At 62.5% G+C, this 24,847-nt stretch carries 22 protein-coding genes, 1 tRNA gene and 5 pseudogenes; 10 read left to right on the plus strand and 18 right to left on the minus strand.

The window, feature by feature from the left end:
* Nucleotides 1-242 precede the first annotated feature (242 nt).
* From prmC to QNO18_RS13150, 4 genes are all read right to left on the minus strand, one after another.
* The gene (gene prmC / locus QNO18_RS13135) at nt 243-1,094 is read right to left on the minus strand and encodes a peptide chain release factor N(5)-glutamine methyltransferase (RefSeq protein ID WP_283178023.1); all 852 of its coding nucleotides are present in this window, start codon (nt 1,092-1,094) and stop codon (nt 243-245) included.
* Entirely contained in the window at nt 1,091-2,146 is a 1,056-nt protein-coding gene (gene prfA / locus QNO18_RS13140; RefSeq protein WP_283178024.1) for a peptide chain release factor 1, read from the minus strand. The genes prmC and prfA overlap by 4 nt, the downstream gene beginning before the upstream one ends.
* Before the next feature lie 414 nt (nt 2,147-2,560).
* Nucleotides 2,561-2,992 (minus strand): DUF6636 domain-containing protein, encoded by a 432-nt coding sequence (locus tag QNO18_RS13145; RefSeq protein WP_283178025.1) that lies wholly within the window; start codon nt 2,990-2,992, stop codon nt 2,561-2,563.
* Between the two features lie 60 nt (nt 2,993-3,052).
* Nucleotides 3,053-4,219, minus strand: coding sequence for a M20 aminoacylase family protein (locus QNO18_RS13150; RefSeq protein ID WP_283178026.1), 1,167 nt, complete (start codon nt 4,217-4,219; stop codon nt 3,053-3,055).
* Between the two features lie 82 nt (nt 4,220-4,301).
* Between QNO18_RS13150 and mazG the strand changes: the two genes are divergently transcribed.
* Together mazG and QNO18_RS13160 are read left to right on the plus strand one after the other, a co-directional pair.
* Nucleotides 4,302-5,162: a nucleoside triphosphate pyrophosphohydrolase gene (gene mazG / locus QNO18_RS13155; RefSeq protein WP_283178027.1), complete on the plus strand. Its 861-nt coding sequence runs from the start codon at nt 4,302-4,304 to the stop codon at nt 5,160-5,162.
* Between the two features lie 756 nt (nt 5,163-5,918).
* Nucleotides 5,919-6,908, plus strand: coding sequence for a nucleoside hydrolase (locus QNO18_RS13160; protein WP_283178028.1), 990 nt, complete (start codon nt 5,919-5,921; stop codon nt 6,906-6,908).
* Between the two features lie 16 nt (nt 6,909-6,924).
* On the opposite strand, the gene QNO18_RS13165 is transcribed toward QNO18_RS13160, so the two are convergent.
* From QNO18_RS13165 to QNO18_RS13180, 4 genes are read right to left on the minus strand one after another with little or no spacing between them, the layout of a single operon-like run.
* Nucleotides 6,925-7,968, minus strand: coding sequence for an ATP-binding protein (locus tag QNO18_RS13165; protein ID WP_283178029.1), 1,044 nt, complete (start codon nt 7,966-7,968; stop codon nt 6,925-6,927).
* Nucleotides 7,968-8,495, minus strand: a complete 528-nt coding sequence (locus QNO18_RS13170; RefSeq protein ID WP_283178030.1) for a gamma carbonic anhydrase family protein — start codon at nt 8,493-8,495, stop codon at nt 7,968-7,970. The genes QNO18_RS13165 and QNO18_RS13170 overlap by 1 nt, the downstream gene beginning before the upstream one ends.
* Nucleotides 8,492-9,127, minus strand: a complete 636-nt coding sequence (gene gmk / locus QNO18_RS13175; RefSeq protein WP_283178031.1) for a guanylate kinase — start codon at nt 9,125-9,127, stop codon at nt 8,492-8,494. Before gmk ends, QNO18_RS13170 begins: the two co-directional genes overlap by 4 nt.
* A gap of 14 nt (nt 9,128-9,141) precedes the next feature.
* A complete protein-coding gene (locus QNO18_RS13180; RefSeq protein ID WP_283178032.1) occupies nt 9,142-10,035 on the minus strand; it encodes a YicC/YloC family endoribonuclease in 894 nt (297 codons plus the stop codon).
* 260 nt (nt 10,036-10,295) lie between these two features.
* On the opposite strand from QNO18_RS13180, the gene QNO18_RS13185 reads away from it, so the two are divergent.
* Entirely contained in the window at nt 10,296-11,075 is a 780-nt protein-coding gene (locus QNO18_RS13185) for a PAS domain-containing protein (RefSeq protein ID WP_283178033.1), read from the plus strand.
* Nucleotides 11,076-11,142: 67 nt separating this feature from the next.
* On the opposite strand, the gene QNO18_RS13190 is transcribed toward QNO18_RS13185, so the two are convergent.
* The 5 genes and pseudogenes from QNO18_RS13190 to QNO18_RS13210 all read right to left on the minus strand — a co-directional run bounded on the left by QNO18_RS13190 (nt 11,143) and on the right by QNO18_RS13210 (nt 14,424).
* Complete coding sequence (locus tag QNO18_RS13190; protein ID WP_283178034.1) at nt 11,143-11,661, minus strand: GNAT family N-acetyltransferase; 519 nt, start codon at nt 11,659-11,661, stop codon at nt 11,143-11,145.
* A pseudogene (locus tag QNO18_RS13195) lies at nt 11,661-12,208 on the minus strand (GNAT family N-acetyltransferase). The gene QNO18_RS13190 and the pseudogene QNO18_RS13195 overlap by 1 nt, the downstream one beginning before the upstream one ends.
* Nucleotides 12,209-12,423: 215 nt before the next feature.
* On the minus strand, nt 12,424-12,693 hold the full coding sequence (gene rpmA, locus QNO18_RS13200) for a 50S ribosomal protein L27 (RefSeq protein WP_092897840.1): 270 nt from the start codon (nt 12,691-12,693) through the stop codon (nt 12,424-12,426).
* Nucleotides 12,694-12,776: 83 nt separating this feature from the next.
* Nucleotides 12,777-13,151: pseudogene (rplU, locus tag QNO18_RS13205) on the minus strand (50S ribosomal protein L21); the annotation flags it as partial.
* Between the two features lie 256 nt (nt 13,152-13,407).
* The gene (locus tag QNO18_RS13210) at nt 13,408-14,424 is read right to left on the minus strand and encodes a DUF2059 domain-containing protein (RefSeq protein ID WP_283178035.1); all 1,017 of its coding nucleotides are present in this window, start codon (nt 14,422-14,424) and stop codon (nt 13,408-13,410) included.
* A gap of 281 nt (nt 14,425-14,705) precedes the next feature.
* Here QNO18_RS13210 and QNO18_RS13215 point away from each other — a divergent pair.
* Nucleotides 14,706-14,795: transfer RNA gene (locus QNO18_RS13215), tRNA-Ser, on the plus strand.
* Here QNO18_RS13215 and QNO18_RS13220 read toward each other — a convergent pair.
* The 5 genes from QNO18_RS13220 to QNO18_RS13240 all read right to left on the minus strand — a co-directional run bounded on the left by QNO18_RS13220 (nt 14,763) and on the right by QNO18_RS13240 (nt 19,288).
* The gene (locus QNO18_RS13220; RefSeq protein WP_283178036.1) at nt 14,763-16,097 is read right to left on the minus strand and encodes a recombinase family protein; all 1,335 of its coding nucleotides are present in this window, start codon (nt 16,095-16,097) and stop codon (nt 14,763-14,765) included. The genes QNO18_RS13215 and QNO18_RS13220 overlap by 33 nt on opposite strands.
* 184 nt (nt 16,098-16,281) lie before the next feature.
* Nucleotides 16,282-16,773, minus strand: a complete 492-nt coding sequence (locus QNO18_RS13225; protein WP_283178037.1) for a type II toxin-antitoxin system YhaV family toxin — start codon at nt 16,771-16,773, stop codon at nt 16,282-16,284.
* 1 nt (nt 16,774) lies between these two features.
* Nucleotides 16,775-17,110, minus strand: a complete 336-nt coding sequence (locus QNO18_RS13230; protein ID WP_283178038.1) for a type II toxin-antitoxin system PrlF family antitoxin — start codon at nt 17,108-17,110, stop codon at nt 16,775-16,777.
* Between the two features lie 76 nt (nt 17,111-17,186).
* Nucleotides 17,187-17,603, minus strand: a complete 417-nt coding sequence (locus tag QNO18_RS13235; protein ID WP_283178039.1) for a hypothetical protein — start codon at nt 17,601-17,603, stop codon at nt 17,187-17,189.
* 182 nt (nt 17,604-17,785) lie between these two features.
* Nucleotides 17,786-19,288 (minus strand): hypothetical protein, encoded by a 1,503-nt coding sequence (locus tag QNO18_RS13240; protein ID WP_283178040.1) that lies wholly within the window; start codon nt 19,286-19,288, stop codon nt 17,786-17,788.
* Between the two features lie 4 nt (nt 19,289-19,292).
* Between QNO18_RS13240 and QNO18_RS13245 the strand changes: the two genes are divergently transcribed.
* The 6 genes and pseudogenes from QNO18_RS13245 to trbL all read left to right on the plus strand — a co-directional run.
* Entirely contained in the window at nt 19,293-20,588 is a 1,296-nt protein-coding gene (locus tag QNO18_RS13245) for an FtsK/SpoIIIE domain-containing protein (protein ID WP_283178041.1), read from the plus strand.
* Nucleotides 20,581-21,738, plus strand: a complete 1,158-nt coding sequence (locus tag QNO18_RS13250; RefSeq protein WP_283178042.1) for an AAA family ATPase — start codon at nt 20,581-20,583, stop codon at nt 21,736-21,738. Before QNO18_RS13245 ends, QNO18_RS13250 begins: the two co-directional genes overlap by 8 nt.
* Entirely contained in the window at nt 21,738-22,625 is an 888-nt protein-coding gene (locus QNO18_RS13255; RefSeq protein ID WP_283178043.1) for a hypothetical protein, read from the plus strand. Before QNO18_RS13250 ends, QNO18_RS13255 begins: the two co-directional genes overlap by 1 nt.
* A 958-nt stretch (nt 22,626-23,583) precedes the next feature.
* Nucleotides 23,584-23,776, plus strand: a pseudogene (locus QNO18_RS13260) (P-type conjugative transfer protein TrbJ); the annotation flags it as partial.
* A gap of 14 nt (nt 23,777-23,790) precedes the next feature.
* Nucleotides 23,791-24,080: pseudogene (gene trbK-alt, locus QNO18_RS13265) on the plus strand (putative entry exclusion protein TrbK-alt).
* Between the two features lie 2 nt (nt 24,081-24,082).
* Nucleotides 24,083-24,676, plus strand: a pseudogene (trbL, locus tag QNO18_RS13270) (P-type conjugative transfer protein TrbL); the annotation flags it as partial.
* Between the last annotated feature and the right edge of the window lie 171 nt (nt 24,677-24,847).

A 24,847-nucleotide genomic window follows, 5' to 3' on the forward strand; every position in this document is an offset into this window, starting at 1 on the left:
GCTTTGTGCGACGGGAAATGCAGGGGCGGGATCGGTTTTGCGGGAAGGGCGCGGTCAGCGCCAGATCCACCGCATGAATTTGCTAAACCATGTGAGCCGCAGTCTGGCAAGCTGATTCTGCCGGGAAATGCACTCATCCACAGGGTTTTTTCGGTGAAATACGATATAGTTGCCCATTTGCCGGATTCAAGCCGCTCAATATCTGCAAATGCCCGGCTGATTAAGGCGGTCAAAGGCGCAGATCAGGCCGCAGCTCTGGCGCTGACCACCCTGTCTTTGCCGTCAAAATCCTGAATTATGTCTATATTTCTAAAGCCGGCGTCGGCAAATATCCCGGCCACCGCCCTGCCCTGATCCCAGCCGATCTCGACAATCAGCCGGCCGTCAGGCCGCAGGGCCGCGGGGGCCTGGGTCGCAATGGCGCGGTAAGCGCTCAGCCCGTCGCCGAAATCGGTCAGGGCAAGATGGGGCTCATGATCGCGAACTTCGGGCTCAAGGCCGGCCATCGCGTCGAGCGTGATATAGGGCGGGTTCGAGACGATCAGATCGGCCTTTTCCGTGATCCCGTCGAGCCAGCCCGTCCGGACGAATTTCGCCCGCCCGCTCAGACCAAGCGCTTCGGCATTGCGCTGCGCCACGGCGAGCGCGGCTGCCGAGATGTCGGTTGCAAGCCCCGTCGCCGCGGGCAGTTCTGCAAGCAGGGTCAGAAGGATCGCCCCTGTCCCGGTGCCAAGATCGATGACCTGCGAGAATGGCAGCCTCAGCGCCTCGGTGATCAGGATCTCGGTCTCGGGGCGCGGATCGAGCGTGTCGGCCGTAACGATGAAACTGCGACCGTAAAACAGCCGCTGGCCGATGATCTGCGATACGGGCCTGCGGGCGGCGCGGGCCAGGATCGCGGCATCGAACCTGGAAGCGGAGCCATGATCCAGCGGATCCGCCAGATGCAGCAAAAGCCGGTCAGGCCCGATCCCGATGGCATGCGCCAGCAAAAGCCGCGCATCACGGGCGGGATCCTCGACCCCTGCCGCGCGCAGTTTCACCACGGCCTCCGCAAGCACCTGTTTCGCCAGACGGCCCGGACCGGTGCTCATGTCTCTTCCTCGGCCAGCCTGCTGGCCTGGTCATGGGCGCTCAGCGCCTGGATTACCTCGTCCAGATCGCCCTGCATGATCTGGTTCAGCGCATAGAGGGTGAGGTTGATCCGGTGATCGGTCATCCGGCCTTGCGGGAAATTATAGGTGCGGATGCGTTCCGACCGGTCCCCCGAGCCGACCTGCGACTTGCGGTCTGCGGCGCGTTCGCGGGCCAGGCGGTCGCGCTCGATCTCGAACAGGCGGGCGCGCAGCACCGCCATGGCATTGGCGCGGTTCTGATGCTGCGATTTCTCGGATGAGGTCACAATGATGCCCGTGGGCAAATGGGTGATCCTGACTGCCGAGTCGGTGGTGTTCACATGCTGGCCACCGGCGCCCGAGGCCCGCATCGTGTCGATCCGGATGTCTGAGGCCGGGATGTCGATATCGACCTCTTCCGCCTCTGGCAGCACGGCAACGGTCGCGGCCGAGGTGTGGATGCGGCCCCCTGCCTCGGTCTCGGGCACGCGCTGCACGCGGTGGACACCGGATTCGTATTTCAGTTTTGCATAGACCCCGGTCCCCTGGATATGGGCGGTGAATTCCCTTACGCCGCCCAGATCCGAGGTCTGGCTTTCCAGCACCTCAAACCGCCAGCCCTGGGTTTCCGAATAGCGCTGATACATGCGGGCAAGGTCGCCTGCGAAAAGGCTCGCCTCCTCGCCGCCGGTCCCGGGGCGGATCTCGAGGATCGCCGGGCGCTGATCGGCGGCATCTTTCGGCAAAAGCGCCAGCCGCAGCTGGTGTTCCATTTCGGGCAATGCCTCGCGCAGACGCGGCAGTTCTTCTTCCGCCAGCGCGCGCATCTCGGGATCGGCGAGCATGGCCTCGGCCTCGGCCAGATCGGCCCGGGCGCGCATCCAGGCCGCGATCCCCGTGACGACCGGCTTCAGCTCGGAATATTCACGGCTCAGCGCGGCAATCTCGCTTGCCGCGGCGCCGGCATTCAGCCGGGCCTCGACATATTCAAACCGTTGGGTGATGCGGGCGAGTTTGTCCTGGGGCAGCATGGATAACCCCTGCCGTGCGCGACGGCGCGGGTCAAGGGGGCGCAGCTGTCACAAAGCCCAGGGTCAGGAAGACGACCCTCCTTGCGGCCCGTGGCGCGTATGACCTGCAACAGCCTTTGGCGGACCGGCCCGAACCTGGCATCCGACCAGATCATGCGCCAGCCCTTGCTGTCCAACAGGGTCCCCGCCTTGACCTCGACCCCGGGCAGCCTGACGGCGGCAAGGCGTACAAGACGCCGCCGGATCAGCGGCGACAGATCGCCCGGCACCCGTTGCCAGCCGTTGATATCGATCAGTGTCATTGCGATTGGCTCCGTGCCCGGAATTGCGGGATCCGATCTGGCCCTGGTTACGCAAGAAACGTCAGTCGCCCCGGTGATGGCGTGCGCGATTAAAAGCCTGTAACTGCCTGCTTCAGAATATTTTCTGACCGGCCTTCGCAAGGTGGAAGCCATGGCCTTCGCCATTCCGGCAGGTCAGGCCGGTCTTTTCCGACTGGCACATGATCTCACCGATCACCAGCTCTGCGCCATAGCCCAGAACCGCCGAACGAGGATCGCGGACCGTATCGCCGTGACAGGTCAGCTCTGCCGGCCCGGTCTCGCTGATCAGGAAAGACATCCCCCAGTCAAGATCGCAATCCTCGGGCGGCACGGTATAGGTCTGTTTGCCCTCTGCCATGTCACAGCGCAGCCAGAGATCGCCCTCAGATGCGTCATAATAGCAGTGGATATTGTCCGAAGGGCTGCGAAAACTGCCGCTCTGATCCTGAGCCGCTGCCGGCCTGGCATCGAAGACGGTGACTGGCCCGAAGGCCAGCACCGAAAGGAGAAGAAACCGCCACATCTGCATTACTCCTGGTCTGGCCGGGGACCGGTTATGGCCGGACCCCGGCAGAAACCGGCCTCACCCTGCGATCGGTTGAGACTTCTCGACAAGGCGCGCGAGGAAGCTTGCGCCGATCGGCGCGGCCTCGTCATTGAAATCATAGGCCGGGTGATGCAGCCCCGCCCCCGGACCGATGCCGAGGAAGAGATACGCGCCCGGACGTGCCTCCAGCATATAGGAGAAGTCCTCGGACCCCATCTCACGATTTGACTGGTCATTCACCGCCGCATCGCCCGAAACCTCGCGCGCGACCGAGGCCGCGAATTCGGTCTCTTTCTCGTCATTGATGGTGGCCGGATAGCCCCATTCGTAATTCACCTCTGCCTCGACGCCAAAAGCGGTCGCGGTGCCCGAGACGATTTCGAGGAAGCGCTTTTTCAAAAGATCGCGCACATCGGGGCGGAAGGCGCGGATCGTGGCGGCGAAAGTGCCACTTTCAGGGATGATGTTCGAGGCGGAACCGGCATTGATCATCGTGACCGAGATCACCGCCTCGTCCAGCGCATAGACATTTCGCGGAATGATGGTCTGCACCGCCTGGACCATGGCCACAATCGCCACCACCGGATCAACGCATTCATGCGGCGTCGCGGCATGGCCGCCACGGCCCGTCACCGTGACCCAGGCCGTATCGACCGAGGCCATGATCGGCCCCGGTGTGGTCTGAAAATTTCCAAGCGCCAGATTCGGCGCATTATGGATCCCGAAGACGCGGGCGATGTTGAAGCGATCCATCACGCCCTCTTTCACCATCACCTCGCCGCCGCCGCCATCTTCCTCGGCCGGCTGGAACATCAATGCGACGCTGCCGACGAAGTTGCGGGTCTCGGCGAGGTATTTCGCCGCGCCCAGCAGCATCGCCACATGGCCGTCATGACCGCAGGCATGCATGCGGCCCGGCACGGTCGAGGCATGGTCCGCCCCGGTCAGCTCGGTGATCGGCAGCGCATCCATATCAGCCCTGAGCCCGATCACCGGACCCGGGCCCCGCCCGTCGATAATCGCCACGACGCCGGATTTCGCGATCCCCTCATGGATCTCATCTACGCCAAATTCCCGCAGCCGCTCGACGATGAAGGCCGCAGTCTCGTGACAATTGAATTCCAGCTCGGGCCGGGCATGGATATGCTGACGCCAGCCCTTCATTTCCCCGGCATAAGAAGCGATACGGTTCAGTACGGGCATTGCGGCGGCTTTCCTGGTTGTCTCACGGCCCAAAGGGACCGATTCATCACCCGTATAATGTGACCCAAACCGGAGCTTCGCAATGTCCGTATCCCGTCTTGACCGCGCCGAAAGTGACCAATTGGTTAACGATGACGCGAACCGGGCCGGCGATATCGCGCGGCTGGCTGAAATCATGGTGCGGCTGCGCGATCCGGAAACCGGCTGCCCCTGGGATGTGGAACAGACTTCGGCCTCGATTTCGCGCTATTGTCTGGAAGAGGCGCATGAGGTCGTCGATGCCATCGAGCGTGAGGCCTGGCACGAGCTGAAGGGCGAGCTCGGGGATCTTTTGCTCCAGGTCGTGTTTCATGCGCGGATGCAGGAAGAGGCCGGGCGCTTTGATCTCGCGGATGTGATCCGCACGATTTCCGACAAGATGATCGCCCGCCATCCGCATGTTTTCGGTGACGAGAGCCGCGACAAAAGCCCTGACAGGCAGCGCATCGACTGGGAGGAGCTGAAGGCGCGCGAACGCGGGCCCGCGCGCGTCCTTGACGGGGTCGCGATGGCGTTGCCCGGGCTGACGCGGGCGGTGAAATTGCAAAACCGCGCGGCGCGGGTCGGGTTTGACTGGCCGGGTGCGGCTGATGTGCTGGCCAAGATCACCGAGGAAGCCGCCGAGGTGGTCGAGGCGCGTGACCGGCTGGGCGAGGCGGAACTGGCCGAGGAAATGGGCGATCTCCTCTTCGTCATGGCCAATCTCGCACGGCACCTCAAGGTCGATCCCGAGGCGGCGCTGCGGGCGGCGAATCAGAAATTTACCCGCCGTTTCAACAGGATCGAGGACTGGCTGGCCGAGGATGGCCGCAGCCCGGCGGCGTCAGACCTTGCCGAGATGGATGCGCTGTGGGACCGGGCCAAGGCCGAAGAGAAGGCTGCGAAGCAGAGCGACAAGGGGTAAGGTAAGCCGCGCCTCAACTCAGATCCTGATCCGGCATTGCGCAGGTTTTACGTCGATTAGCCCCGAGATATCAGGAGAACAGACCGCGAAACGGACGGCACGGGCGCGGGTGTTAATCTCTCTGCAGGCCAGTTTCCGCATACCCGGCAGATGCCCTTCTCTGCACCCTCTCACCTTTGCCGGTGATCCCATGAGCAGACCTTATCAGATGTCTCCAACCGGGATTTCGGCCTTGTCCGTGCAAGCTGGCAAAGGGGCAACTTGATGTTGAACTGCGCGCTGCATAGGCCTTTTAACCAGCGGAGAAAGCCAGGACAGCTCCCGGCATAGTCTGAGAGGTGATATCGACCAGATCGGTAACCACGTCCATGTTGCCCGGTCATTCCGTATCTTCACTGCGACGAACATAACCACAGGCGAAAGTGGCATGGCCCATATGCTGCACCTCTGTGGCGGCACAATCCCCGGCAGGTATGATTCTGGACTGTCACAGCTCGGCTCCTGTTACTGCGTCTTCACCAATCCCATCGCCTCGGGCGATTCATTCAAATTTGCGGATGGCGACCCTATCGGCGAGGTCAAGAAACAGCGATCTTCATGATCGCACCCCGGTCAGATTCTTGCGCCCCCTCAATGCGAGATCCGGGTCAAACCCCTCATGCCCGGCAATGAGGGGACAACGCATGTGCCCCTGATCTGCCGCCGTGATCTGCCCGCCTGCCCCGTTTTCGCGCCCTCTCGCAACGCAGGCCAGGATTGGCTAAGCTTGCGTCAGACCCCGGGTACAGCGCAGGTACAGCTCATGGCAGAACAGCAAAAATCATCATCGACACCGATCCGGGCCAGGATGATGCAGTCGCGATCCTGCTTGCGCTGGCCAGCCCCGAAGCGCTGCAGGTGCTCGGCGTGACGGTGGTCGCCGGGAATGTGCCGCTGTCACTGACCGTGCGCAACGCGCTGAACATTGTCGGCCTCACCGGGCGGCGCGATGTTCCGGTCTTTGCCGGCTGCGACCGGCCCCTGAGCCGCGAGGGCGTCACCGCAGAAGAGGTCCATGGCGCGACCGGTCTGGACGGGATCGACCTGGGCGAGCCGGACCTGACGGTCAATTCGCAACATGGCGTTGATTTCATTATTGAAACGCTGCGTCGTGAAGAGTCAGGGACGGTAACACTCTGCACCCTCGGCCCGCTGACGAATATCGCCACCGCCTTCAGCCGCGCCCCGGATATCATCGCGCGGGTTCGCCGGATCGTTCTGATGGGCGGCGCCCTGTTCGAAGGCGGAAATATCACCCCGGCGGCCGAGTTCAATATCTATGTCGACCCCGAGGCCGCCGATATCGTCTTCCGCTCCGGCGTCGATCTGGTCGTGTTGCCGCTTGATGTCACCCATAAGGCGCTGACCTCGCGCGCCTGGGTGAATGGGCTGCGCGCGCTCGGCACCCGCGCCGGGGACGCGGTCGCCGCCTGGACTGATTTCTTTGAACGCTACGACACCGCGAAATATGGCACCGAGGGCGCCCCGCTGCATGACCCTTGCGTGATCGCCTTCATGCTGCGCCCGGAGCTTTTCGCTGGTCGCTTCATCAATGTCGCGATCGAGACGAAATCCGAACTCACACTTGGCATGACGGTCGCCGACTGGTGGGGCGTCACAAAACGGGCGCCCAACGCGCTTTTCATCGGATCGGTTGACCGGGACGGCTTCTACGCCCTTCTGACCGAACGCATTGCGCGGCTGTAAGGCATTTCAGGGGCGGTCAGGTTTCGGGCAGCATCACCGAAAACACCGAGCCCCTGCCCTTTTCGCTCTCGATCCTGAGCCAGCCGCGATGGCGGTTGATGATATGTTTGACAATGGCGAGGCCCAGCCCGGTGCCACCTTCGGCCCGCGAGCGATGGGCATCGACCCGGTAAAACCGCTCGGTCAGGCGCGGCAGGTGGATCGGGTCGATCCCGTCGCCCTGATCCGCCACATCCACCCGGATCACCGGCCCGCGCGACGTGGTTTCGCGCGAGATCGTCACCGTCACCGGCTTGTCGCGCGCCCCGTATTTCACCGCGTTTTCCATGAGGTTCAGGAAGACCTGGGTCAGTTGGTCGGCATCTCCCGGCACCATGACCCGCCCCTCGATCCCCTGAAACCGGATCATGCTGCCATGCGCCTCGGCCACCTGGCGCACCGAGGCTGCGGCCGAACGCAAAATTCCTGGCAGATCAATGGTTTCGCGCGGCCGGACCCGTTCTTCAGCCTCGACCCGGCTCAGATGCAGAAGATCGCGGACCAGCCGGTTCATCCGTCCGGCCTCGCGCGACATGATGCCGAGAAAGCGGTCGCGCGCCAGCGGATCATCCTTGGCCGCCGATTGCAGCGTTTCGATAAAGCCCATCATCGCCGTCAGCGGCGTGCGCAGCTCATGACTGACATTGGCGACAAATTCACGGCGGATCGCCTCGTTCTGCGCTTCCGAGGTCACATCCTGCATCACGCAGATCACCTGCGGCGGATCGGCGGCGGGCAAGCCCGAGACTTTGACGCGATATTGCGCATCATCGGGCAGGCGCAACAGGATGCGCCGTTGCGCCCCATCGCGCCTTGTGCCCGAAACCGCATCCAGCAGCTCCGGCCCGCGCAGGGAAAGCGCCAGATTGCGGCCTCGCGCCTTTTCGCCCAAAATCGCCAGCGCTGGCACATTAGCCGCCCGCACCGTGTCGCGCTCGTCCAGCGTGAAGGCCGGCAATGGCAGCCCATCCAGCAATTGCTCGACCAGCCCTGGCTGTGCCTCGCCGTCCTCGTCCGACATCACGCGCGCTCCACCGGTTTCAGCCCGGCACGGAAGCGGCGCGCATTGGCCTGATAGCCCTCGGCCGAGCGGATCAGCCGGGCTTGCGCTGCCTCATCCAGCACACGCACCACCTTGCCGGGGCTGCCCATGACAAGGCTGTAATCGGGGATGACCTTGCCTTCCGTGATCAGGGCGCAGGCGCCGATCAGACAGCCTTTGCCGATCTTTGCCCCGTTCAGCACCGTGGCCCCCATCCCGATCAGCGAGCCCTCACCGATCTCGCAGCCATGCAGCATCGCTTTATGGCCGATGGTGCAGTTGGCGCCGATCACCAGCGGGTAGCCCGGATCGGTATGGAGCACCGCATTCTCCTGGATATTCGTCCCCGCGCCGACATCGATCAGTTCGTTATCGCCGCGCAAAACTGCGCCGAACCAGATATTCGAGCCCGGCCCCAGCCGCAGTTTTCCGATCAGATCGGCCGATGGCGCGACCCAGGCTTCCGCGTCAATTTCAGGCGCGATTCCATCCAGTTCCCAGATCATCTTGCGGCAAACTCCTCATTGAGGCCGCGCACAAAGCCGGCCAGATCGGGCTGTCTTTCCCGTTTCAGCCGCTCCGCGGTGATGATCGCGCGCAGCCGTTCGAAGCAATCGTCCTGGTAGTCATTGACCAGGACGTAATCATATTCGGCCCAATGGCTGATCTCATCGCGGCTTTTCGCCATACGGTCCGCGATCACCTCTTCGCTGTCCTGACCCCGCCCGCGCAGCCGGCTGTCAAGCTCGGCAATCGAGGGCGGCAGGATGAAAACGGACACCGCGTCGCGCCCGAGGGCGGAATTGCGGATCTGCTGGCCGCCCTGCCAGTCGACATCGAACAGGGTATCGCGGCCCTCGGCCATCGCGGCCTCGACCGGCGCGCGCGGGCTGCCATAGAAATTGCCGAAGACCTCGGCATGTTCCAGCATCCCCCCCTGGTCCACGATGGCGCGAAAGCCGTCATGGTCGTGGAACCAGTAATGGACACCATGTTCCTCGCCGGGCCGGGCCTTGCGCGTGGTGGCCGAGACCGAGAATTTCAGCGTCGTATCCCAGTCCATCAGCCGCCGCGCCATGGTGGATTTTCCTGCGCCCGAAGGCGAGGAAAGGATCAGAAGAAGCCCGCGCCGCGCCAAATTACCACTCCCCGTTATTCGACATTCTGCACCTGTTCGCGCATCTGGTCGATCACCGTCTTCAGGTCAAGCCCGATCCGGGTCAGGTCGATATCCTGGGACTTTGACAGGAGCGTATTCGCCTCACGCAGGAATTCCTGCATCAGGAAGTCGAATTTGCGCCCGACCGGGGCCTGATCGGCCAGCAAGGCCCGTGCTGCCGCGACATGGGCGGTAAGGCGGTCGATCTCTTCGGTGATATCTGCCTTCACCGCCATCAGCGCGAGTTCCTGCGCAAGGCGGGTTTCATCAAAGCCGTCGACATTCCTGCCGACCCTCGCCAGCGCCTCGCCAAGCGCCTCGCGGGCTTTCGGGCGGCGTGCCTCTGCGGCGGATTTTGCCGCCGTGACAAGGTCGGATATCATGCCCAGCTGCGCTGCGATCACGCCGTTCAGGGCCTGGCCCTCCGAGGCGCGCGAGGCATTGAAAGCCTCGATCAGCACCGGCAGATCGGCGAGAATCGCTGCCGCAAGCGGCGCGGTATCCTCTTCGGTGCCGGAGGTGTCGATCACGCCACGCATCGCCATCAGATCACCGGCCGTCAGCGGTGTCAGCAGCAGATCGGCCGCAGTTGCCCGCGTCGTCACCTCCCCCGCGAGCCGCAACAGCACATCCAGCACCTCCGTGTTCAGGCGCGGGCCGGCCTGGGTGCCTTCGTCCCGGCTCAGCCGCAGGGACAGGCTGACATTGCCGCGCCCGAGCGCCTTTTGCAGCGCGGCGCGCAGCCCCGCCTCGAGCCCGTCAATCCAGTCCGGAACCCGGAGCCGCAGATCAAGCCCTTTGCCATTGACCGAGCGCAGATCCCAGGTCCATGAAAATCCCGCAGCCTGCCCACGTCCGGCCGCAAATCCCGTCATTGAAATTGTCAAAATAAACTCCCGTCAGCCCGGTTGGCCCGGACCGTTCTGGTTCCCATTACAGCTCTTTACCATTTTAAGAGATTTCCATGCAAACCCGGTAGATTTTGTTCTAAAATATACCCGACGATACAACGTCTTTGCGACGACCGGCTCCACCAGCCTCTGCTGTCGGGGTACAGGGTCGCGGGGGCGTTTCAGGTTACGTTACAGGTTGCTTTACAGGCACACATGCGACCGGGTCCGCCCGGCCTTTGGTGCAGGAGGCGGGTTTGACACAGGATTTCTTCACCCTCGGACCGGCACGGCGCGACCCGGCTGAAGAGGCACGCTTTATCAGCCTGCAAAGGGTGCGCGGCTATTGGGAAGGGCTGATCGGGCCGGGCGGCGCGCTTCCGGGGCCGGCGGCGCTGGATCCTCGCGGGCTTTTGCCGGCACTGGAGGATGTGTTCCTGGCCGAGCGGATCGGCGAGGGGCTTTTGCGACTGAGAATCGCCGGGCGCCGGGTCTCGGCTCCGGCAGGGGTCGATATGCAGGGGCTGCCGCTTTCGGCGATGTTCCTGCCCGAGGCACGGCCAGCGCTGGCCCATACGGTGGAACGGGTCTGCAATCACAACTCGCTCGTGACGATGGAATTGCAGGCGGAAGGCGGCTTTGGTCGCCCGGCGCTGACGGCGCGGCTTTTGCTCCTGCCGCTGGCAGCACCGTTGCGGGGCCAGCCGACGGTGCTCGGATGCCTCTCGACCCTGGGCGAGATCGACCGTGCGCCGCGTCGCTTCATGGTGACAGCTGTGGTAGAAGAGCGGCTGGGCCAGCGGATCAAATCAGCCTCTGCCGCGCCGACGCATTCAGTCACCCTGCCGGATTTTGGCCAGAGCGCTTTGGCGCAGGCCCGGAACAGCCAGCCCGAAGAGCGGGTCCCGGATTATATCTTCGCGGAGAAACCTGCCGATTTTACTGCGGCCCCCCTCGGGGAAAGTGCGGGCGGCGAGGCTCAGGCGACAGAACCTTCGGCACGGCCAAAGCTGCGCCTGGTGCATTCGTCAGACTGAAACACGCGGGCGTCAGACTGAAACACGCGGGCAAAGACGGATCAGCGCCGGGCGCCCTGCCCGGCCGTCAGCCCGCCGCAGGGGTTTCGCGCTGATCCAGTTGCAGGCTCATGAAGTGCAGATCGAGCCAGCGGCCGAATTTCTGCCCGACCTGGGCCATTACCGCGCCTTCGCTGAAGCCGAGCTTGCGGTGCAGCGCCAGCGAGGCGGTGTTTTCCGCCTCGATCCCGGCGATCATCACATGCAGGCCTTGCGCGCGGGCGCGGGTGATCAGCGCCTCCATCAGCGCATGAGCAAGGCCAAGCCCGCGATACGCGACGCCCACATAGACCGAGTGTTCAACCGTCAGCCGGTAGCCATCAAAGGCCCGCCAGGCGCCGTATGAGGCATAGCCGGTGACCCCGCCATCTTCGGCCTGCGCCACCAGCACCGGGTAGCCCGCTGCGCGCCGGGCCGCCATCCAGTCGATGCGATTGGCGGCATCCACCGTCGCTTCGTTCCAGATCGCTGTCGTATGGAGCACGGCGTGATTATAGATCTCCGCGATGCCCGCGGCGTCATGATCAAGGGCATCGCGGATCTGCATCATTTCACCATTTTGCGGATATAGGTCCAGGTCGGCACGATGGCGTTGCGCGCCACCGAAAACGCCTCGGCATCGCCCAGATATTCAAACCCGGCATTGGTCAGCACGCGGGCCGATCCGGGATTGTCCTGGAACACTTCGGCGAAATAGGTGCTGTCTTCCAGAGGGTTGGCCGCAACCAGCGCCCGCACCGCCTCGGAGGCGATGCCAGTATTCCAGAACACCGGCGCGACCCAATAGGCGACCTCGGACTGGCCGGAGCGGCCTGCCTTCACCTCCATCGGTTTGAGGCTGATCACCCGAGAAGTTCGGACAGCCCATGTGCGGCCCCGTCCATCACCCAGACCGAACCCGGCCGATCATGGTTCATCGACCGGTTGACATAGGCCTCGGCGGCACCGGGCGGGAATGGGTGCGGGATGTTCTGCGTCGCATCGGCCACGCGCTTATCGCCGGCGTAATGCGCGATCAGACCGGCATCAGATGCCCGGACCGGGCGCAGGATAAAGCGCCCCGCTGCGATCTGCCGGTCACTGACGCCCTCCACTGAAGCCGCTGCCGCAGCGATTCCCTTACCGGCGCCGTAAGGCCCCGGGCTGCGGATCGTCTCGAATTCCATGGCTTCCCTCCTGCTTGAAGCTCATGTGGGTATCGGATCCTTGTTCTCCCATAGCCGCCCGGGCTTTTCCACGGCGGAAATAAGAAAAGGGACCGGCTTTTACAGCCGATCCCTCCGATACATCTGATATGTAAAGGTTCGGCTTACTCGGCCGCCTCCGCAACGGGAAGCACCGAAATAAAAGTGCGGCCCTTGAGGCCCTTGCGGAATTTGACCGCGCCTTCGGCAACCGCATAGATCGTGTGGTCACGGCCCATGCCAACGCCTTCACCCGGGAAGAAGGTGGTGCCGCGCTGACGCACGATGATGTTGCCCGGAATGACGGCCTGGCCGCCATAGAGTTTCACACCAAGGCGACGACCAGCCGAGTCGCGACCGTTGCGGGACGAACCGCCTGCTTTTTTCTGTGCCATGGGGATTACTCCTCTGCAGCAGCGGCCTTGCGGGCGCGCTTCGGTTTCTCGGCAGCTTCCGGAGCAGCCTTGGCAGCACCCGGGGCTTCATGAGCGGTGCGGCGCGCATCAGCGGTACCGGTCGCAGCTTTGACGCCCGACTTGTCAGCGCCAGCGGCGAGAACTTCGGTCACGCGAACCAGCGTCAGGTGCTGACGGTGGCCTTTGGTGCGCTGCGACGAATGCTTCCGGCGGCGCTTGACGAAGTGGATGGTCTTCGGGCCTTTGATCTGGTCGATCACTTCGGCCTGCACAGCGGCACCTGCCACGAAGGGCACGCCGACGGTGCTGTCCACCATCAGGATTTCGTTGAACTGGATTTTTTCACCAGCGACGGCATCAAGCTTTTCCACGCGCAGAACGTCACCCGCCTGCACTTTGTATTGCTTGCCGCCTGTTTTCAGGACCGCAAAGGTCATAATCTGTCTTCCTTCGTTGCCCGCGTCCTGTGGCCCCTCTTGCCCGTAGCGGGCCTTTGGTGTTCATGGGTTTCCCCGCCTTCGGACAGCGCATCCGTCACCGGATGATGTTCAAAAAGAATCCACCCCTGGATTCGCACCCTGGGGAAGATGTGCGCTTATGATCTGCATCGGCCATCGCGTCAAGTCATTCAGCGGGCCCGGCGCGGGCCCGCCAGGTTTGCCTCCGCCCCCAGCCCGTGTCAGATCCGTTGCCTCAGATCCGAGCGCCACGCAGCACCTGCCCCGCCTCGTGGCCCAGCTCCTGCATCACCATCCGGAAGGTTTCACCATAAGCGGTGAACAGCGCCTGGTTCAGCGCCTTGCCGCTCTCGCTTTTGCTGAAGACGAGGAACTGCTCCAGCTCGGCGTCACTGAGCGGTGCATAGGCCTCGGTCATGAAGGCCAGAAGCCAGGAGGTGGTGCTGGCCCGGATCTCAGCCTCCTGCGCCCAGACCTGGGCCATCCGGTCCGCCTCCGGCAAGCGTTGCTCCGGCGGCAGCGTGGCCGTGAGTGCCTCGTTGAAAGCCGCCGATCCGGTGAGACCCGAAGCGACATTCCCTTCGATCAGATCCGAGGCTTCGATCAGATTGCGGATCAGCTTAAGCCTTGGCGCACGCGCATCGCGCAGCTTGCCGGCGGCGACCTCGGCGGCCTCCTTGCTGTCCGGATCCAGCAGTACCTCGCGTGCGGCGATCTCGCGCGCCACAATGGCCTTGCCGGTCGGGGAGGAAAAGAACGCAACCGCATCCGCCAGAACCTCAGGCTTGCCTGCCAGCGCCTCGCTCAGCGCCTGCGAGAACCGCGTCCGCAGAACGTCCGGCTGATAGATCCGCGCCACACTGGCCTGCCAGCGAAGACCACCTTTGCCCCCGAGCAGGCCCTGATCGAGTCCTTCGCCATATCCGTGACCCTCGCGCGCGATCACCCCGAACAGCGCGCCGAGACCGAGGCTTTCCTCAAGCGCCGCCATACTCGCGCCCTGAGTGGCCGCGTCGTCTCCGCTGGCCTGGTCTGCAGGCACCTGTCCGGTGGGGGCCTTTTCGGTGGGGGCCTCTTCGGTGCCCGCCGCGTCACGCCCCTCGGCAAGCGCCGCAAAATCGGCTCCCGGCATGGGCAAGATCGCAATCAGCGCGGCGAAAGCGGCCACTTGCGGCCAGCTTCGGGACGGATAAGCCAGACCCTGGTCCGGATGCCTGACCGCCAGACCTCGCCTTCCCTCATTGCGCTGCATCCCGCTTCTCCCGTTTGCCGGTTTCAGAGGCAGCCTAAGCGTCACCGGGCCAGAGGCCAAGTGGGGGATCTCTCAAACCTGCGTGCGCCGCCTGAGCCAGGTCAGCGGGCCTCGCATAACACAAAGCCCCGCTGACCTGGCTCGGGCCGCGCGCCATCCCCCAAGCCGCTCCCAGTTTTCCGCCCTAAACACTCATCCTGAGAAAATCCTGTCGAAACGGGCTTGCGCTTCCCGAAACACGAAGCTAAACCCCGCCTCCATAGACGACCCCCAGAAAGCGCGGAGAGGTGCCGGAGTGGTCGATCGGGGCGGTCTCGAAAACCGTTGTAGGTTTGCGCCTACCGTGGGTTCGAATCCCACCCTCTCCGCCATTTCAGTCCGCCTCTGGGCACGCCAATCGCCGCCGATTGCCGCCCTTGACCGGCAATAAGCGTTCTTAGCAGCTCCGTTTTCGATCCCATGATGCGAATTGCGTCGTCTGCAACCTCGACGCGCTGCGCCAGGGCGCGCAGATGATCCCGCCGATAGCCGCCCTCATGGCTGTGAATGCGCTCCCGCGCGCGGCGCGCAAACCCTTCGATCATTGCGGGGCTAAGGGCGCTGTGGCCGGGGCTTTCAAGCAACGCTTGCGCCCGGTCGGCGTCAGCCCGCGCCTGATCGCGGAGAACCTTGAGGCCGGCGATACGCTCCTTGAGCGCCGGGTCGTCCAGATCGGCGACGCCGGCCTCGATAGCGTCATAGAGCCGCTTGAGGCGCGATTCCGATTCGGTGGCCTGCCGCTGCAAAGAGGCGATGTGCTCACGGCGGCGCTCGGCCTGATCCTCGCGGCGACCGAGAATGCTGCCAAGCAGCTTTTCCAGACGGGCGGGATCGAGCAGGCGGTCCTCGATATGGTTGACCACCATATCGTCGAGCTTGTCCATGGGGATCGCGCGGCCCTTACAGCCGGTCTCACCCTGGCGCGCCTTGATCGAACAGGCGTAATAGCGGTAGCGGCCGCTCTTGCCGGTGCGGATGGTCATGGCGCCACCGCAATTGCCGCAATAGCAGATGCCGGTCAGCAGGGTCGGCCCGATCACCACGCGGGCGGGCAATTCGGTTTTGGGGTTGCGAGCCTGCAAAAGAGACTGAACGGCGTCGAAGGTCTCCCGCTCGATGATGGCGGGCACCGGGACGATGACGATTTCGCCGGGAGAACGCGGGTCGTTGTGCTTGCTGCGCTTCCCCCACTCATGTTCACCGATATAGGTGCGGCGGGTCAGGACGCGGTGGACCTGACCGATGCCCCATCGCCCGCCGTCGCGGGTGAAGATGCCCTTGGCGTTCAGATGCTTGACGATGGCCTTGACGCCCATCTGGCCGCTGTCGCCCTGACCTTCCAGAGCGAGCCGATAGATCAGACGGATCGTGTCGGCGTGCAGCGGGTCGATTTCCAGCTTCTTCTTGGTCTTGGCTCCACGCTGCTCGGCGGCGGCGATCCGGTAGCCGATCGGTGGCAATGCGCCATTCCAGAAGCCCTGCCGGGCGTTCTCCTTCAGAGCGCGGGTGGCCGGAAGACCGCTTGCGGGCCGCACGCTATACCTCGCCAAGCAGATGATCCGAGTTTCCCAGCGCTGATCCGTCCGCCCGTCGAAGCGGCCGGAAAGCCCGACCTCGTTGGTCTGCCGTGGCAACCATGACCAGCTCCGCGAGATTGCCTCTCCAGCCGGATAGGGCTTGCCGCGAAATGGCCGCTGCCGCCCTTACGTTATGGGATTGAAGCCGAATGGCGGAAACGCGCCGCAGGGGTGGTTCCGGCGCAGCCGAAAGCCCGGCCCGAAGGGCAACGCCCTATCCTGTGACGTTCAACAGCGTCTGTTATGGATTCGGGGGTGAGGCTTTTTCCAGCCGATCAACCGCCTTGGGGTCGGAAGCCTCCTTGTGAAGCGTGTCCCAATCGTCAGGCGGATTGCCGTCATCCAGCATCCCCTTGAAGACCCTGTAAGCGTCCGTTTTGGAGCCGTAGGTCCGCAAGCTGTTTTCGTCGTTCACCCAGGCGAAGATGATGACCTTGCTGGTGCTGCTGTAGCGGAAAAAGAGCCGGAAACGACCATTGCCGAACTTGGCGCGAAACCAGTGCTTGCGGTCATCGCCAAGAGTCGCGCCTTGCCGATAGATGGATGCTGTCGGGTCCGATGGCACATTGACGGTGACGAGCTGGACCAGGGACGCAAGCAATTTGGAGTCGGCGGATTTCTGATAATCGTCCGGTTTCTTCGCTTTGAGCGTATCGACTGCCTCGATCAGCTTTTCCCACTGGTCGAGAAAGAGAGGGTGTGCGAGGACGGTCCAGCCATTGATCGTCGGCATATCAGATCGAAACGTTCCCCTCGATCTCGGCATCGAGATCGACCGTCATGCCGGCTGTCAGGGCAACAGCCCGGTCGAGCAAGGATTGCGGGAACGGCAGAACAGATTTCTCGGGGTGCTTCGCCATGTCCTGCGCGAGAAATTCGAGAAAACGGTCGATCACGGGATCGGCGGTTTCTTCAATCTCGGCCTTCTGGACATAGACGCGGTGCTGCTCATCAATAAGAAAAGCAATGCGTCCGCCATAGTCAACGCCCAAAGCTTGCCGAACGCTCTTGGGAACGGTCGTCTGGCCCTTGGCGGTGATGGTGCTTTCTTCTTTCAGCAGCGCGCCCATGGTTCGGCTCCAAATTTGATTCTCGGCATATGTAAGGAAACTTCCTTACCTTGTCAAGAATGACCTTAGTTGCCGGCTATCGGGCGGGTTGGCCGACACCTGCCGCCAACCGTGCCAAAGCGGAGAAGCCGACGAATCCGCCACCAGCAATGCAGAAGACTTGCCGCCAGATGTCGGACGGCACGGCCTCCTTGGTGATGCCATAGACCAGCGCATAGCCCGCGACGGCGGCGGGCGCGGCGAAGATCAGCGCGACGATCAGGCGAATGACAGGCGAGCGGATCGTCTCGAACAGCCCGGCCAGAATGCCGAACGCAACGCCTGCGGAGAGCAGGCCGACCAGTCCCGCTCCGATCAGGCCCGAGCCGGTCTCGTAGGCGAATTGGGCTGCGGCCAGCCCGACGAAAAAGGGCAGCGCGTAGACAGCGAGATTGTAGGCGAGGACGCAGAGAAGCGCGACCAGTGCAACGCTCATGAACATGACGGCGACCATGATGTTTCACCTTTGCTGACGGCACCGCCTTTCGTGCAGTCACCGACATTGGGGGCTGCGCATTCCGATGTGTGCCGGTGTGTTCCTGTTCTGTCGAGGTCATCCGGCCGCGCGGGGAAGCCGCGCGGCCGGATTTTTACGGGTGGCAGGCCGGGACCGCTGATGCGATCCCGGCCCATCATTCATTCCGCCGCGACAGCGAAAGGCTCGTCCTCCATGGCGGGAGCTTCCTGCTGCTCGTCCACCGCCAGCCATGCGGGACGCTCAGTGCGCAGCACGGGCGGAAGCCAGCCGGTTCCGGCCAGAAGTTGTTCGGCGGCTTCGGCCATTTCCTGCTTCTTCTTGTCCGCGATCTGCTCGGCGGCTTCGTCGCCAAGCGCCTCCCGCACGGCGGCAAGGATTTGCGCCTTGGTCACGCGCCCGAAATAGGCCCGGACGGTCGGCGTCCAATGCGCCGTCATGTCGAGCGCAACCGCCGTCGCCAGCCTGTCCGCCGTTGCATGGGCGTGGCGCTTGTTCTGCTCCCATGGCAGCTTGAGGGCGTTGACGGTCTGCGCGGCGCAATGGGCGAACAGCGCCATGACGCTGGCATGGTCTAGACCGGCGATGAAGCCCCAAAGATCGGCCACGTCGCGGGGCATGTCCGCCGCCCATCCGGCATGACGATCCGCCAGCGCCTTCGCCGCCGCCGTGTCCTCGATGCCATCCGCATGTCCGCCAAGGCTGGCGCTGAGCGGGCGGATTTCGAGGGCGTGGGCATCCCCTCCACCGCGATAGAAGGTCTGCGCGGCAAGCGCATGGGTGACGGCGATCAACGCCATGTCCGGCTGCTCGCCAAGAGCGAGACGCAGGGCAAGGGTGCGATGCGCGGTCAGGTCGCGGATGAGCGAATCCGATAGGGGTTTGCCGTCTTCCTCCGCTTCCTCATCCTCGGCGTCGAGCGCGGAAACGTGGTTCCCGTCCTCGTCATACGCACCGTCTTCCCCAATGATTTCGCCATCGCCATTGACGCGCACCCCGTCGATGACGGTTTCACCATCCGCGCTTTCATCTTCCTCCGGTGCCGGGGCCTCGTCCTCGGGGTGGATGAAACCGCGCTCGATCCGGGCTTCCCCATCATGGTTCAGAACCACGAAAACGCCGCCTCGCGTGATCTCGTCGGGATCGTAGGCATAGCGTAGCCCGTCGATACGCTCGATCTCGGCTTCAAGCTCCGCAAGGCGCTGATCCACTTCGGGCGGGAGGTCCACGTCTGCGTCCTCCCATTCCGCCGACAGGCGCTCATGTTCCTCCTGCGCGGCGCCGTAGGCGGCTTCCTGTTCCTCGGAAAGCTCCACCATCTGCGGATAGGTGCGCCGCATGCCGTGAGCGTGGGGCCAGTCGATATAGGCCTGAACCCATTTCCACCCCTCTGCCTCCTGAACCTCGGCGGCGGTCCTTTCCAGCCTATCCAGCGCAAGCCGGTCCAGCAGCGCGGCGTCCTCGTAGAAGCCGCCGCGATCCTCGGTGAAAAGGTCACGGATGATATTGCCGCCCGCCTCGGTATAGGCTTCCGCGCCGACGAACACCGCCCGCCGATCCGAAACCGCCACATTGCTCGCGGTCAGGTCGCGGCGAATGATCCACGGCTCCTTGTTGTGGGACAGGTTTTCATATCCGGTGCTTCCGGTGCAGGAGAATGGCATTCAAATGCATCCTGCCCAACTGATTGGCGAAACTAGGGCCGGTGAAGACGACTATTCGGACGTCTACCGGGCGATGATATCCATATATGAAGGAAGGGATTTGTTCTCCGACGAGGTCGCTTTCCACGCTGCCCTCCAGCGTCACGTTCGTCGCGGCATCGCGACACTGGCAGCAGAATGGACGCCAGGCGCGGACTTCAATCGCTACCTGTTGCAGGATCTATTCACCGAAGGGCCAGAAAGTAGTGAACTAGCCGGTGAGTTAGGCGATCAGGTCACGCGCATCATGGCCGAAATGGGGGTCGATGGCCGGTTGATCCATACCGCGCAAGGTCCTCGACTTACCCGTTTCACCTTCCAGCTAACGGGACTGGATGATCTTGGCAGGTTAAAGAGAGGCGAGGAAAAGCTCGCTTTCGGACTGGGTTTGGCCGATCGCGCAGCTACAGTTTCTAGCGCGGCCGTAGAGCGTCAGGTGTGGATCGATATTCCTCGTCCTACGGGTCAGTGGCGGGCAGTGGACTGGAGCGAGCTCAAACCGGCACTTCGTTCCCAGCAAGCCAATACCATGAGTCTGCCCGTCTGCCTCGGTACCGATGTTTTAGGCGTGCCCATGCTGATCGACCTTGCCGCTGCGCCACATCTGTTCCTGGGTGGAACCACGGGCAGTGGCAAGAGTATGACTCTGCACGGAATTCTTTTATCGTTGCTTTCGGGGCGAGACGTACCGGACCTTTTGCTAGTCGATCCCAAGGCAGTGGAGTTTACGCCTTATAAGACGCTCAAGAATCTGGTTACGGGCGAGATTATCACTTCGGTCAGCGACGCCCTTCGCGTTCTAAACGACCTCATCAAGGAGATGAACCAGCGCCAAGAGATTTTCACGAAGCTTGAAGTGCGGGATTTTGCCGAGGCCCAAGCGGCAGGTTCCGACTTGAAGCGCATCGTGGCTGTGATCGATGAGCTGGGCGATCTCTTCATGCAGTCTGATGAGATCGAGGTCCCGTTAATCCGGTTAGCCGCGAAGGCACGATCTGCTGGTATCCATCTGGTCTTGGCAACGCAACGCCCTGAGGCGGCGACCTTTCCTGGCATGTTGCGCTCGAACGTGCCTAGCCGAGTCGCGCTCACCGTTCAGAAGGGATCCGAATCTCGGATCATCCTCGACGATGGAGGAGCCGAGAAGCTGCTCGGCAAGGGCGATATGCTCGTAAAATTTAGTGGGCAGCCTGTCGTGCGTGCTCATGGTCCTCGAATACAGTCCTCGGACATTATCGGAGCGGTGGGTAAAAATGCCTGACGTAATCATCGGCGAATGGAAACTGCTCAGAGTCACCCTAGAGGGCCTTGGGCCATTCCGCAACGGTCGGCAGACCTTCGACATCACCGGTGCTGATACCGATGACCTTGAGGCGGGAACCACGGACGCTGCCAGCATGTATATGATCTTGGCGGCGAACGGATTCGGCAAGACCACGGTGCTCGAGGCGATCTTCGGTTTGTACGGGTTGATGAATACTGTACCGCAGGGAAAATTCGCGGACGGCACGTTCAACGGACGTGCTCAGATCGACATTAGGGTGTCTTTGGTCATCGACGGTGTCTCTCAAACCATGGTGCTTTCGCTTTGGACCGGCACGGAGCAGCCTGTAGACCCGCTTTCGTCGTTGGATTTGGAGAACTTGGCGGTAACCGATATTTGGGCAAAACTGGGGCTCGACAGCAGTGGTGCAATCGCTGCAGGCTCAAACGAGTACGGTATCCGCCTGTTTCACACCATAAAGCAGGGTTTAGATGCCCCACCGACCGCACTTTTCGGTTTGTCGCAGAACCTGCCTTCGCTGCTGTACTTCCCCGCCGATCGCCGCGTGGTTGCGCCCAGCAGCCATGAGGCGGTGACCAGACCGACCGACTGGGGGTATCAGCCCGCGCTGCATCTCGGCTCTGACGGACCCGACTGGGGCTCGTCTATCGATAACGTCCTGGTTTGGCTCGAGTGGCTTGCAACCGCCCCTGAGGCCGACCAGCGCGATCATCGCGTCGATGATTTGCTGGAGTTCGTCAACCGGCTCATCTTCAAGGAGTCGCCCGACAAAAGGATTGAGCGTCCGCATCGCGAAGAGCTTCGCTCGTATGTTAGGACCCGGCATGGGTCACATACGCTAAATGCCCTAAGTCACGGCGAACGCGCCATGCTGCATATTCTGGCGCGCACGCTGACGCACATGACATCGAATACGATCGTCCTTATCGACGAGATCGAGATCCATCTTCACACGAGATGGCTCAGCCGCATGTTTGAGGCACTCAAGGATCTACTGCAATCCTATCCTGCCGTGACCTTGATATTTACCACTCATCACCTCGACCTCATCGATCTCTATGAGTTCGAAAAGAAAGAACCTTCCCTGATCAAAGGCGGCTACCTCATCGAGACGGACATCCTCTGATGCCGAGCCTGTCGTCGATAAAAGATACGACAGCGCTCAAGCAGCGCTACGTGAATAAGGTCATCGTCTATGTCGAGTCCGCTAGCGACGCGAACCTCTTTCGCACCATTGTCGGCCCAAAATTCCACGAATACATCCAGTTCGAGACCCCACCGGAGAAGGGCACTGGTTGCGGGCCGGCCAAGGACTTCGTTGCAAAATACCGCAAGGATAATTCGCGTATCTACGCGCTGCTCGACGGTGAGGCTGCGGTGGCTGAAAACGATGGGTTCGAGGAGTTCGTGAAATCCGACGCTGCAGTGTTCGCGTTGCAGAACCCGGAAGGTATTCTGTTCCTGGCTGATCATGAAGCCGAGAATATCTTGTTCCGCCAGACGGATGTCGTCGCTTACATCGCCGATCAGGCCACCCTTGCGGAGCTTGGGAAGAAGAAACCTGAAGAGATCGCGCTGAGGGTTTCGTCCATCGTGGAACGTCAATTCGCTGGCGCTTTATGCAAGTATGCTAGTTACCTTCTGCATGCAAACGGCAAGATCTCGGGAGTTCTCAGCGGGACTCATGCGGAGAATAAGCCTGATGACGAGATATGGAAGCTACTCGAGCAGCGCGTAGCCGCTGGCCAATGCGATTGGGCGACCTTCAAAGCGGAACTGGACAAGGTGCGCGAGCATATCGTGCTTCATCTCGAGACGATGGACGACCACGGCAAGACCACGACCAAGTGGCGTCTGGCAGATGGAAAAATAGCACTCACGCAGATCAGGCGCGCCTATGGGATTGCCCAGACTTGGGAAGTCCCATTGGCCAGACAGGTGGCAGATTCTCCCTACGCCGAGCGCTTCCGCCGAGATCTGTTCAAGCTCACGGAAATCCAGGTGGCAGCGTGACGGTAGCTCTTCGCCGCCGATCGAGGCTCTCGGCACAGCCTGGATTTAGATCGACGATTGGACACTCACCGAGCGTTATCCAATTTCCAGAGTCAAATGGCAGGTGTGGGATTCCAGCGCAAGTCGGCAGAGCCTACAAGAGGATTGCAGCTTTCCGGGATAACCCAAAACCTGCGGAACGGCCGCAGCAAGTATGCAAAGCGGACGTCTGATGGCTGTCAGCCCCTTCTGTCTATTTTGGAAGGTTATAGAGGGCTATGGAGTATACATAGTTCTCATCACTATCCCGCATGGCCCGCCACACACTCAAGCACCTAAAATAATTGAAAAAGCCGCTCTGGCAGTTTTTCGATCGGCTTATTGTACCTCTTATTGCACACGGTAACTCAGCCCTTCGCCGATGCAATTGACCCGCTGACGCTGGCCACCGGCATGAAAAAGGGGCTTTACAGCCCCTCTAACTCTTCGTCATCGTCATCCCACCGGAAGTCCGGCGGCAGCGCTCCGTGGATCCGATAGCGATCCAGTCCCACAGCGATCACCGGCACCCCCGCTAGAAACAGGCGGCGGAGGCGCGCAGCATCGGCGCGGAAAGCATCGGCGTGTCGCCCTCGGGGGGCGCGGCGGGATGGTCTGGCCCGCCGGTCCGGCCTGCGTAGCGAGCGCGGGAAGGTCCGTATCGCCCTGCGACTGGAACAGGCCACGCAAGAGCCCGCCAAAGCGACGATTGCCTGCCTCGCCCCATGAGGTTCCAGAGTTCGGCCACGGCCTTGTCTTCAACAACGTCCGAAACGGTCGCGAGGATCGACTCGCCAAGCGATTCAAAGTCCAGCTTGCCGGTCTGGATCATCTTGCTAATCGAACCCTTGAGGCTGTCAATCGCGCCCGTCTAGATCTGCGGCCCAGCCTCAATCCAGCCGGGAACGCTGCCGATCCACTGCTTTACAGGGTCTTGCGCCAGCTTCTGCAATTCCGCGTTCAGCTTTTCCGACCTGATCGCGGTCATCTCCGCAAATGGCCGCGCCGACGCGCTGACCGAGACGGAACGCGCCGCCGCCGCCGATCAGGGCCGCGAGCAGCGCCGCCGCTTCCTCATGCCGGGCAGCGGATACCAGCCGGGCAACGTGCAGATGTTCAACAAAGACAACTGACCGGGAGGCTCGCCATGGACGGCAAGATGCTGGCCCGCCTCGGGGCCGTGGTGTTCGTCGCCATCGCCGTCACGGCGACCGCAATCGACATGGCGCGGAAGGACGAACCTTCCGCGCCGCCCCCGGCGTGTCTGCCTTCCAGTCCCCGGCCGGTCCCCTGCGCGACACTCTGCGCCCCTGCCAGCAGCTCGGCGAGGCGGCGGCGAGTGACGCCGACTGCCTCGCCGCATGGGCGCAATCCCGCGACCGCTTCCTCGGCCGCCCATCAGCGCCCGCAGCGCGGCAGACCGGCGAAGGGCGCTGACCATGAGAAACACGGGCGTCATCGACAATTTCCTCGGGGTATTCACGTCCTACATCGACAGCGGATTCGGCCTGCTGTCCGGCGAAGTCGCCTTCATTGCCACCACGTTGATCGTCATCGACGTGACGCTCGCCGCGCTTTTTTGGGCATGGGGCGCGGATGACGACATCATCGCGCGGCCGGTCAAAAAGACCCTGTTCGTGGGCGTCTTCGCCTACATCATCGGCAACTGGAACAACCTTGCCCGGATCGTCTTCGAGAGCTTCGCCGGCCTCGGCCTCATGGCGTCGGGCACCGGCTTTTCCGTCACCGACTTGATGCGACCGGGCCGCGTCGCACAGACCGGCCTTGATGCGGGCCGCCCGCTGCTCGAATCCATTTCCGACCTCATGGGCAGGATCGCCTTCTTCGAGAACTTCATCCAGATCGCTTGCCTGCTGTTCGCGTGGGCGCTGGTCGTGCTGGCCTTCTTCATTCTGGCGATCCGGCTCTTTGTGACTTTGCTGGATTTCAAGCTGACCACGCTGGCCGGTTTCGTGCTGATCCCCTTTGGCCTGTTCGGCAAGACCGCCTTCATGGCCGAGAAGGTGCTCGGCAAACCGGCTGCAAGGGCCGCGCGATCCCGATGGGCAAGCTCGACAACATGGTGGTGCGCCATATCGAGGAACGCTTGCTCGATCCTGTCCGGCTGGAGAAGATGCTTGGCAGCGTTCTCGGCCGCCGCGAGGATCAAGCCGACCGTCGCCGCGAGCACATCGCCTACTTGC

The sequence above is a fragment of the Gemmobacter sp. 24YEA27 genome (assembly GCF_030052995.1).
Lineage (GTDB): Bacteria > Pseudomonadota > Alphaproteobacteria > Rhodobacterales > Rhodobacteraceae > Pseudogemmobacter.

What these genes read in the sequence shown, in the direction of transcription:
- QNO18_RS13240 (WP_283178040.1), bottom strand. Translation starts at nt 19,288, where the DNA reads ATGCCATTCTCCTGCACCGGAAGCACCGGATATGAAAACCTGTCCCAC.
- rpmA (WP_092897840.1), bottom strand. Translation starts at nt 12,693, where the DNA reads ATGGCACAGAAAAAAGCAGGCGGTTCGTCCCGCAACGGTCGCGACTCG.
- QNO18_RS13255 (WP_283178043.1), top strand. Translation starts at nt 21,738, where the DNA reads ATGCCGAGCCTGTCGTCGATAAAAGATACGACAGCGCTCAAGCAGCGC.
- QNO18_RS13145 (WP_283178025.1), bottom strand. Translation starts at nt 2,992, where the DNA reads ATGTGGCGGTTTCTTCTCCTTTCGGTGCTGGCCTTCGGGCCAGTCACC.
- QNO18_RS13150 (WP_283178026.1), bottom strand. Translation starts at nt 4,219, where the DNA reads ATGCCCGTACTGAACCGTATCGCTTCTTATGCCGGGGAAATGAAGGGC.
- prmC (WP_283178023.1), bottom strand. Translation starts at nt 1,094, where the DNA reads ATGAGCACCGGTCCGGGCCGTCTGGCGAAACAGGTGCTTGCGGAGGCC.
- prfA (WP_283178024.1), bottom strand. Translation starts at nt 2,146, where the DNA reads ATGCTGCCCCAGGACAAACTCGCCCGCATCACCCAACGGTTTGAATAT.
- QNO18_RS13190 (WP_283178034.1), bottom strand. Translation starts at nt 11,661, where the DNA reads ATGCAGATCCGCGATGCCCTTGATCATGACGCCGCGGGCATCGCGGAG.
- QNO18_RS13230 (WP_283178038.1), bottom strand. Translation starts at nt 17,110, where the DNA reads ATGGGCGCGCTGCTGAAAGAAGAAAGCACCATCACCGCCAAGGGCCAG.
- QNO18_RS13245 (WP_283178041.1), top strand. Translation starts at nt 19,293, where the DNA reads ATGCATCCTGCCCAACTGATTGGCGAAACTAGGGCCGGTGAAGACGAC.
- QNO18_RS13170 (WP_283178030.1), bottom strand. Translation starts at nt 8,495, where the DNA reads ATGATCTGGGAACTGGATGGAATCGCGCCTGAAATTGACGCGGAAGCC.
- QNO18_RS13235 (WP_283178039.1), bottom strand. Translation starts at nt 17,603, where the DNA reads ATGGTCGCCGTCATGTTCATGAGCGTTGCACTGGTCGCGCTTCTCTGC.
- mazG (WP_283178027.1), top strand. Translation starts at nt 4,302, where the DNA reads ATGTCCGTATCCCGTCTTGACCGCGCCGAAAGTGACCAATTGGTTAAC.
- QNO18_RS13250 (WP_283178042.1), top strand. Translation starts at nt 20,581, where the DNA reads ATGCCTGACGTAATCATCGGCGAATGGAAACTGCTCAGAGTCACCCTA.
- QNO18_RS13210 (WP_283178035.1), bottom strand. Translation starts at nt 14,424, where the DNA reads ATGCAGCGCAATGAGGGAAGGCGAGGTCTGGCGGTCAGGCATCCGGAC.
- QNO18_RS13225 (WP_283178037.1), bottom strand. Translation starts at nt 16,773, where the DNA reads ATGCCGACGATCAATGGCTGGACCGTCCTCGCACACCCTCTCTTTCTC.
- QNO18_RS13165 (WP_283178029.1), bottom strand. Translation starts at nt 7,968, where the DNA reads ATGTCGGACGAGGACGGCGAGGCACAGCCAGGGCTGGTCGAGCAATTG.